Below are 8,397 nucleotides of genomic sequence, written 5' to 3'. Positions count from 1 at the left end.
GCCTGCCCCGCGCGCTGCCGCTCCGCGCGCTGCCGCTCCGCGTCCCGCGCCGCCGCCGCCGCCTGCCTCGCGTCCGGTAGCCCTGCCGGTCGAGGAAGCGCCGCCCTCCGTGCCCTCCGAGCCTGCCCTGGAGGCGTCCGAGGACGAGGAGTCGTCCTCCGCCGCTGCCGGCGGTCCGCCCCCGCCGGTGGTGCCCGCCATCCGCAAGGGGACCAAGGCTGCCGTGCGCAAGCGGGGCGGCGGTCGGTGAACGAGCTGACCGGGCCCCGCGCCCGCGAGCAGCTCGTTCACCTCCTTCGCGAGCGCGCCTTCGAGAAGAAGCGGGTGGTCCTCGCTTCTGGCCGCGAGAGCGACTTCTTCATCGACTGCAAGCAAGCCGTGCTCACCGCCGAGGGGCACGCCCTCGTGGGCGCGCTGATGCTCGACGCGCTGGACGCGCTGCCTGGCTGCGATGCCGTGGCCGGCGTGGAGCTGGGCGGGTGCCCCCTCGCGAGCGCGGTGTCGCTCATGAGCCACCTGCGCGGCACGCCGCTGCCAGCGCTCTACGTCCGCAAGGAAGTGAAGGACCACGGGTCGCGCCGGCAGATCGAGGGAGACCGCAACCTCCCCGCGGGCGGGCGCGTGGTGATGCTCGAAGACGTCATCACGACGGGAGGCTCCACCCTCAAGGCCGTGGACAAGCTCCACGCCGCGGGCGCGAAGGTCGTCGGGGTGATCGCCCTCGTCGACCGGCTCGAAGGCGGCGCCGACGCCATCCGCGCCGCTGGCCTCCCCCTCGTCGCCATCTGCACCCGCCGCGACTTCCTGCCCGACGACCCCGCCTGAGGCCGACCTCGCAGCCTGGAGGCGAGGGTGGGAAGCGACGGAGCCCCTCCCCTGAAGGGGCTCCGCGCGGGCGGCGAGGCGGCTACTCCAGCGTGAACCAGTGCACCTCGACGCGCCGGTTCAGGTCCTGATCGGCCTTGCTCACCGGCTCGTTCCAGCCGGCGCCGAAGATGTCGACCCGCTTCGGTTCGAGCTTGAACTTCTGCGTCAGGTGCTTGCGCACCTCCTCCGCGCGGTCCTTGCTGAGCTGCACTGCGGAGAGCGCCATCTTCTGCACCTGCGCCTCCCCGCCGAGCTTCCGGAACTCGGCCACCATGGCGTCGTCGACGTGCCCGCGCAGGAGCACCGTCGAGCCCGGGCTCACCTGGAGCAGCTTCTTGATCGCCGCGAGGTTCTCCTCGTTCGTGGCCTTGCCCTCGCCCGTGAGATCGAGCTTCGCCGAGTTCGGCTCGAAGAAGAACCGGATGTCCTTGGCGAGCAGCGGGTCTCCCTCCAGCGTCTTCGAGCCGCCGCTCTTGATCGGCGCGATCAGGATCTTCTGGTCCTTGTACGCCCCCGACTTCTCCAGCGCCTGCAGGTGGCTCAGATCGGCCAGCTTGTCCTCGGAGACCGGGTTCTTGATCAGCTCGTTCCCGTAGGCCATCAGCGCCGACTGGTAGATCCCGCCGAAGCTCCCGGCGGCGTCGATCGCGCCCGAGAAGAAGGCGAGGTTCTCCGGCAGGTTCGCGAGGTGCACCTTGGCGAGCTGCCCCCCGACCTCTGCCCGCTGCCACCCGAACGCCTTCGCGATCACCTCCGCGTGGGCCTCCGGGTTCTCCCGCACCATCCGGTTCCCTTCGAGCAGCCCGTCCACCAGCGCGCCGACGAGCTTCGGCTGCTGCTCGGCGAGCCCTTTGTTGACGAGGAGCACGTCGGCCACGATGAGCAGGTTGGTGTTGGTCACCAGCGCGTGCGCCTTGCCCCCGCTCTGTTTCACCACCTCGTCGGTGAACGGCGCCCAGGTCACGCAGCCCGCGAGCTGCTCGCTCCCTCCCTGAACGTCCTTCAGGAAGATCTTCCCGGCCTGCTCGGCGTCCTCTGCAAACACGAGGTTCACCTTCTCCGGGTCCGGCGTCGCGTCCTTGCCCGCGAGCACGTTGAGCGGGAGCCCCGCCTCGCGCGCGAGGAACCGCGCGAAGAAGTCGGCCTCGTTGAACTGGGACGTGACGAGCACGCGCCCCTTGAGCTGGTTGATCCGCTTGATGCTGCTCCGCACCACCAGCCCGTCGGCGCCGCGCGAGAAGCCGATCAGCGCCGGCACCACCGCCCCGAGCTGCCGCCCGTACACCGCGAGCACGTCCACCGTCGTCGCCGACGCGGCGAGCTTGCCGGTCGCGAGCTTCCCCCAGTCCTCCTCCTCGGACAGGCGGATGTTCAGCTTGAGCCCGTACTTCTTCTGCAGCACCGAGCCCTCGGCGGGGGCGAGCCCACCGTTCGCGACGATGAGCCCAGAGTACCCGGCGTACTTGCTCAGCTCGATGTCCAGCGTGTCGCCCTTCGGCGTGTTCGCGCCCGCAGGTGGGAGCCTGGGCACCTCCGATCTGGCGTCCACGAGCCCCCCCTCGTCGTCCGTTGCCGCGCCCGGATCGGCCTTCGGGGGCGTCACCACCATTCCGGGAGTGGGCTTGTCCGCCGCGTCCTTTCCCCCCTGACGCAGCACGATCCACAGCCCGAGTCCGATCAGGGCCGCGATCAGCACCAGGGAAATGATCTTCCCGGCGCCTCCCGACCCCCCGCCCTTCTTGTCACTCATCGCTCGTCTCCTCTTCTTCTCCGTCGCGTCGTCGCGTCGTCGCGTCCCCGTCGGTGCCCGCGCTCTCGCGCAGCCCCTCAGCGCCTGGCTTCGGCGCGCGCCTCGGCTTCCGCTTCCAGGAGCTCCGGCGTCTCGTCCAGCATGTCGGCGGTGCCCAGATCGGGCTGGGACCGCACCCAGGACATCGTCTCGTTCAGCCCGGCAGTCACCGCGTCGATGCGCAGCCGCACCGCGCCGGGCTCGGCCGTGACCACCGCGTCCTCGCGGATCAGCTCCACCTGGTGCTCGATGCGCGCGAGCTCCGCCTCGACCTGGGCCAGCTTGGTCCGCGCCTCCACCTGACGCGCAGCCCGCTGCCGCAGGAGGTCGGCCTGCGCCGCCAGGCTGCGCCCCAGCTCCGCGTCGGCGCGCTCCTGTTGCTCCGAGATCCCCTTGGCTTTCCGCAGGAGCGCCGCCTCTCCCTCGCCGCGCCCCTCGGCCTCGCGGAGCAGCGCGTCCAGCGCGCCGCGGGTCCGGAGGAGCTGCAGGTACATCCAGAGCAGCCTGTCCAGCGCGCCCTTCTGCACGGCCAGCGCCGCCTCGTCACCCTGCGGATCATGAAGGAGCCGCTCGCAGCGCCCGCGCAGCCGCCCGTACCGCGCCTGGTCGTCGTACCCCAGCTTGCTCAGCACCTCGTCGACCCGCGCCCTCGCCGGGGCGAGCCTGCGCGTCGCTTCCTCGCTGTCGACGAGCCTCTGGAAGCGCGCGCTGTTCGTGAGGGCGAAGAGGTAGGCCAGCTCGAGCCCCGCCCCGAGCACCCAGAAGCCCCAGTTCAGGACGCCGAGCAGCGCGAACACCCCGAGCAGGATCCAGTTCGGCGCCACGAACATGCCGAGGGGCCGCGCGTTGAACGCAGCCTTCGCGTAGCGCAGAGGGCCGGACTTCATGGATGACGTATACCGAAGCCAACCGTGGGGCGCGACACCGCCCGCGCGGCGCCCTCCGGTGCGCACCGGAACGGGCCTGACGCCTTCCGTTCGGCTCTGGTAGACAGAAGCAGCGGCTATCTGACTCTCCGCGGTGGAAGCGTCGCCAAGGGGAAGTCTGGGGGGCGAGCTGATCCCGGAGTTTGTCGATGTCTGGCGAGCAGGGCGCGGTGATCGCGGATCGGTTCCAGATCGAGCGGCTGGTGGCCCATGGAGGGATGGGTTCGGTCTACCGCGCCTTCGACCGGCAGGAGGGCCGGGTCGTTGCGCTCAAGCTCATGGACCTCTCGCTCGGTGAGGGCCTCGGCGCCGAGCGCTTCGCGCGTGAGGCCGAGGTGCTACCAGGCAGCTCACGATCTCCGGCACAGTCCTCGGGACCCCGCACTACATGGCGCCCGAGCAGGCGGGGAGCGCCCAGGTGATCCTGCCGGCGACGGACGTGTACGCGCTCGGGGTCATCTTCTACGAGTGCCTGGCTGGCAAGGTGCCCTTCAACGCGTCGCACCTGGCGGGAGTGCTCGCGCGGATCCTCTTCGACGCCGAGACACCCATCCAGTCCTTGCGGCCATCCGTCCCCGAGCCCTGGGCAGCGTTGCTCGTGCGCATGATGAGCAAGGACCCGGCGAGCCGCCCGCGGGACGCGGCGGCGCTCTGCGCGCTCCTCGCGAAGATGCCCTCCGAGACTCACGGGAGCGAGACCCTCGCGACGGCCGAGTGGTCGTACGAACCGCCGTCGACGCGGGAGAGCGGAGAGCAGACGCTCGCCTGCGTGGTGCTCGTGATGTTCCCCGAAGGGGGGAGCGCCGCGGCACCAGCGCGCAGCGTCGGAGCGCCGGCAGCGCTGCACGATACCGTGCGTAGCGCCCTCGTTCGCTTCGGCTTCCAGGTGGACGATGTGGTCGGCGCGTCGTTCCTGGCCACCCTCTCGTCGAACGGCGTCGCGACCGACCTCGCGCGCATCGCGGCCCGGGGCGCGCTCCACGCGCGGGAACTCTGGCCGGAGGCGCGGATTGCGCTCGCCACCGGGCGCGCGCTGAGCGGCCAGGGTCTCCGGGTGGGTGAGGCCGTCGATCGGGCAGCGCTCCTGCTCGAGAGCCACAGTGCGCACGCGGCGGGCACCACGCCCTCCGGGAGCGGCGTGTGGATCGACACGCTCACCGCCGGTCTCCTCGACGCTCGCTTCGTGACCTCGCTCGAGGGAGACGGTGTCCTCCTGAGCGGTGAGCGCCCTGATCCGGACGAGAGCAGGCTCCTGCTCGGCAAGCCCACCCCTTGCGTCGGTCGCGAGGTGGAGCTGGTCCAGCTCGAAGGGCTCATGGCCCGCGCCGTCGAGGACTCCGCGGCCCAGGCGGCGCTGGTCGTCGCCCCCCCGGGCGCCGGAAAATCGCGGCTCAGGCACGAGCTGCTCCGCCGCCTCCGAAGCGCCCACCCTCACGCGGAGATCCTCATCGGCCACGGTGATCCGCTGACCGCCGGCTCTCCATACGGCATCCTCGGCGGCGCCCTCCGGCAGCTCGCTGGCGTCCGCGCCGGGGACGCTCCGGCGCAGGCCCGTGCTGCGCTCATGGCGCGGCTCTGCCGGCGCATCCCGGACGCAGACGCGAGGCGCGTCGCCGAGTTCATGGGCGAGCTTTGCGGGGTGCCCTTCCCCGACGAAAGCCCACCCTTGCGCGCCGCGCGCAGCGACCCGCGGGTCATGAGTGAGCAGATCACCCAGGCGTTCGTCGACTGGATCACCGCGGAGTGCGCCGCGGAGCCGGTGGTGCTGATCCTCGAAGACCTGCAGTGGGGCGACGCGCTCACCGTCAAGCTCGCCGAGGACGTGCTCCGCGACGCCGACGTCCCGGCCTCTTCGCGGAACACGCCCAGGAGATCGCGCTCCGTCCCCTCAGCCGCAAGGCGAGCGAGGCGCTCATCCGCGGGGTGCTCGGGGATGCCATCGGCCCTCCGTTGCTCACGCGCATCGCGGAGCTTGCCGGGGGCAACGCCCTCTTCCTGGAGGAACTCATCCGCACGGCCGCCGAGGGCACGGCTGGCGACGTCCCGGAGACGGTGCTCGCCATGCTGCAGGCGCGCATTGGACGTCTGGCCCCTGAAGCGAGGCGCCTGCTGCGCGCAGCGAGCGTCTTCGGCGAGGCCTTCTGGACAGAGCCCACACAGCGGCTCTGCGAGTTCTGGGGCGCCGCGGAGGACACGGCGGGCTGGCTCTCCCACCTCGTGGAGTCCGAGCTGATCCAGCGCCGCCGCCAGAGTCGCTTCCCGGCTCAGGTGGAGTATGGCTTCCGCCACGCCCTCGTGCGCGACGCGGCGTACAGCCTGCTCACGAAGGACGACCGGCGCTCCGGCCACCTCTTCGCGGGCCACTGGCTCGAAGCGATGGGCGACGTCGACGCCGTGGAGCTGGCGGGCCACGCCAGGGGCGGCGGAGAGCAGGGGCGGGCGCTCACGTTCTACACGCGCGCCGCCGAGCAATCCCTCGAGCAAAACGATCTGCCGCAGGCCCTCGCGCGCGCCGCGGGCGAAGGCGCAGGGTTGCCTCGACCTCCTCGACACGATTGGCCAGTCGACCTTCGAGCACGACCCCTACGTGCGCGGTATGGCGATGCTCTGGAACGCCTTCTTCGTGAGCGCGCTCGACGCGGATCCGTACCGCGCGTGGTCCCTCGCCGAGCAAGGCGTGGCCGCTTTCGCCGAGGCGCGGGCGCCGCACCACCTCTCCCTCGTGCGCACCCTGGCGGGCTTCGTGCAGGTGGAGCTCGCCGACGTCGACGGCGCCGAGCGGTCCTGTCGGGAGGCCCTCGCCGTGGCCGAGCGGATCGGAGACGGGTACGCGACCCTGAACGCGTGGTTTTACCTGGCGTATGCGCTCGTCGAGCGGCCGAGCCCCGAGAGGCTGGCCGAGGCGGAGGACCTCGCCACGCGGGTGCTCAACAGCAGCACGAGCATCAGCTACGACCTGTGCAGCCGCTGGACGCTCACCAAGGTCGCCATCGAGAGGGGCCAGTGGGCAGCGGCGGAGACCATGGCGCGCGCAGCGCGGGCGCTTGCCCACGAGACCCCCATCTACCGGCTCGCCATCACGGCCTGCTTGATCGAGGCGCTGACTGGCCTGGGGCGCGCCGAGGAGGCGGCCGCCCTCGCGCAGGGAGACCTCGAACAGCTCGAACAGCTCGGAAGCGCGGGCTTCGCAGAGATCCCGTTTCGTGCGGCTGCTGCCGAGGCGTCCCTGCGCATCGGCGATCAAGAGAGCGCGAGGGTCGGCCTGAAGAGGGCCGTGCGCGAGATCGAGCTGCGCGCGTCGCGCATTCCCGACGACGGCGTGAGGGACGCCTACCTCCACCGGAGCCGTTGCAATCGCCGCGTCTTCGCGCGCTGGGCCGGCGGGGCCCCTCCCAGCGACGCCCCGTGAACGCGCGAGGCGCGTATAGGAGCGCGCCCTGGGAGAGAGGTGGTTTATCTTCGCCCACCTTCCTCGACGGAGACGGCTCATGACGACGCGCTTTCCCCCCCGACTCTCGCGGTACTCTCTGGTCCTCGCCCTGGCTGGCCTCCAGGGCATCGCTGGCTGCGGCGCCGAAGAGGGGCCCGAGGGGCCCACGGGCGCGCAGGGGCCTGCAGGCGAGACCGGACCCACGGGCCCCCAGGGTCCCCAGGGCATCCCTGGCGAAGCCACGGCCCAGGGAGCCACGGGACCCACCGGCCCCGAAGGCCCTCCGGGGCTTCAGGGACCGCAGGGCATCCCTGGTCCGACCGGAGCCCAGGGCCTCTCCGGTGCTCCAGGTGCCCCAGGCCTCCCGGGTGCCACCGGCGCGCAAGGTGCTGCCGGGCCCACGGGACCCACGGGGGCTGCAGGCGCGACGGGCGCGACGGGCGCGACGGGCGCGACGGGCGCGGCAGGTGCCGCCGGCGCAACGGGAGCCACAGGCCCCGCAGGGGTTGCCGGAGCCACCGGACCCGCGGGACCCACGGGTCCTGCCGGGAGCGGCGCTCCTGGCCCGCAAGGACCGGCAGGACCTCCGGGCTCCGGCGCTCACTCCGAGGACGACTGGGGCTTCGCGGGCTTCACCGTCGCGACCTTCGCCGGCAACTTCGGCGGCCGCACCGCGGCGCACGCTGCCTGTGGCGCCGCCTTCGCGGGCGCTCACTTCTGCCACGCCTCCGAGTATCTCCTCTCCAACTCGGCGACCGAGCCTCCTGCGGGTGGCGCCTGGATCGACCCGAGCGTGGCGCCCGACGGCAGCACTGTCTATTCCGGCGGACCGCAGTTCGGGCGCGACAACAACTTCAGCTATGCCTGCAATGGGTGGATGACCACCTCCACCTCGTATTACGGCACCATGGTGGGCCCTGGAGGCAACATCAACGCCCTCGGGACCTGCTCCGGCACGCGCAGCCTCGCCTGCTGCAATGGCGCGCCCGGCACCACCTTCGCCGGGCTCTCCTCGACCACCCACACGGGCAACTTCGGCGGCCGCACCGCAGCGCACGGCGTGTGCGCCGCGCAGTTCCCCGGCTCCCACTTCTGCCACGCCTCCGAGTACATCCGCGCCCAGTCCGCGACGACCATCCCGACCGAGGGCGCGTGGATCGACGTCAGCGTCAGCGTCACCGGCGACTCGAGCTACAGCGGCTCTCCCTCCGCCGGACGCGACGGCAACTACTCCTATGCGTGCAACGGGTGGATGACCACCTCCACCTCGTACTACGGCACCATGATCCAGCCCGGAGGGAACATCAACGCCCTGGGCGCGTGCGGGACCCAGCGCCGTATCGCCTGCTGCCAGTAAGCTCCTCGTCCACCATGCGCCGCTCGCA

7 protein-coding genes and 1 pseudogene are annotated in these 8,397 nt (G+C 71.7%); 6 read left to right on the top strand and 2 right to left on the bottom strand.

Going from position 1 to position 8,397, the window contains the following annotated elements; all coding sequences use genetic code 11:
• Positions 1–250, top strand: a pseudogene (locus CAP_RS54195) (hypothetical protein); the annotation flags it as partial.
• Positions 251–255: 5 nt separating this feature from the next.
• Positions 256–825: an orotate phosphoribosyltransferase gene (pyrE, locus tag CAP_RS30940; RefSeq protein ID WP_044247439.1), complete on the top strand. Its 570-nt coding sequence runs from the start codon at positions 256–258 to the stop codon at positions 823–825.
• A gap of 82 nt (positions 826–907) precedes the next feature.
• Here the strand turns inward: pyrE and CAP_RS30935 are convergent, their stop codons facing one another.
• A complete protein-coding gene (locus tag CAP_RS30935; protein WP_044247403.1) occupies positions 908–2,617 on the bottom strand; it encodes an OmpA family protein in 1,710 nt (569 codons plus the stop codon).
• Between the two features lie 77 nt (positions 2,618–2,694).
• The gene (locus CAP_RS30930) at positions 2,695–3,543 is read right to left on the bottom strand and encodes a hypothetical protein (protein ID WP_044247402.1); all 849 of its coding nucleotides are present in this window, start codon (positions 3,541–3,543) and stop codon (positions 2,695–2,697) included.
• Between the two features lie 188 nt (positions 3,544–3,731).
• On the opposite strand from CAP_RS30930, the gene CAP_RS30925 reads away from it, so the two are divergent.
• The 4 genes from CAP_RS30925 to CAP_RS51175 all read left to right on the top strand — a co-directional run bounded on the left by CAP_RS30925 (position 3,732) and on the right by CAP_RS51175 (position 8,369).
• Positions 3,732–4,004 (top strand): protein kinase family protein, encoded by a 273-nt coding sequence (locus tag CAP_RS30925; protein ID WP_044247400.1) that lies wholly within the window; start codon positions 3,732–3,734, stop codon positions 4,002–4,004.
• Positions 3,971–5,815 (top strand): AAA family ATPase, encoded by a 1,845-nt coding sequence (locus CAP_RS30920; RefSeq protein WP_044247398.1) that lies wholly within the window; start codon positions 3,971–3,973, stop codon positions 5,813–5,815. The genes CAP_RS30925 and CAP_RS30920 overlap by 34 nt, the downstream gene beginning before the upstream one ends.
• Positions 5,816–6,178: 363 nt before the next feature.
• Complete coding sequence (locus tag CAP_RS30915; RefSeq protein WP_044247396.1) at positions 6,179–6,991, top strand: hypothetical protein; 813 nt, start codon at positions 6,179–6,181, stop codon at positions 6,989–6,991.
• Between the two features lie 79 nt (positions 6,992–7,070).
• Positions 7,071–8,369 carry a collagen-like domain-containing protein gene (locus CAP_RS51175; protein WP_052376368.1) on the top strand — a complete coding sequence of 433 codons (1,299 nt, stop codon included), beginning with the start codon at positions 7,071–7,073 and terminating at the stop codon, positions 8,367–8,369.
• Positions 8,370–8,397 lie beyond the last annotated feature (28 nt).

This window comes from Chondromyces apiculatus DSM 436, from assembly GCF_000601485.1.
Lineage (GTDB): Bacteria > Myxococcota_A > Polyangia > Polyangiales > Polyangiaceae > Chondromyces > Chondromyces apiculatus.
The sequence above is the reverse complement of the archived record's forward strand: the minus strand, read 5'-3'. Positions and strand labels throughout refer to the sequence as shown.

Bases quoted from the DNA above. Each gene is read 5' to 3' on its own strand.
- CAP_RS30915 (WP_044247396.1), top strand. From the start codon at position 6,179: ATGGCGATGCTCTGGAACGCCTTCTTCGTGAGCGCGCTCGACGCGGAT.
- CAP_RS30935 (WP_044247403.1), bottom strand. From the start codon at position 2,617: ATGAGTGACAAGAAGGGCGGGGGGTCGGGAGGCGCCGGGAAGATCATT.
- CAP_RS51175 (WP_052376368.1), top strand. From the start codon at position 7,071: ATGACGACGCGCTTTCCCCCCCGACTCTCGCGGTACTCTCTGGTCCTC.
- CAP_RS30930 (WP_044247402.1), bottom strand. From the start codon at position 3,543: ATGAAGTCCGGCCCTCTGCGCTACGCGAAGGCTGCGTTCAACGCGCGG.
- CAP_RS30925 (WP_044247400.1), top strand. From the start codon at position 3,732: ATGTCTGGCGAGCAGGGCGCGGTGATCGCGGATCGGTTCCAGATCGAG.
- CAP_RS30920 (WP_044247398.1), top strand. From the start codon at position 3,971: ATGGCGCCCGAGCAGGCGGGGAGCGCCCAGGTGATCCTGCCGGCGACG.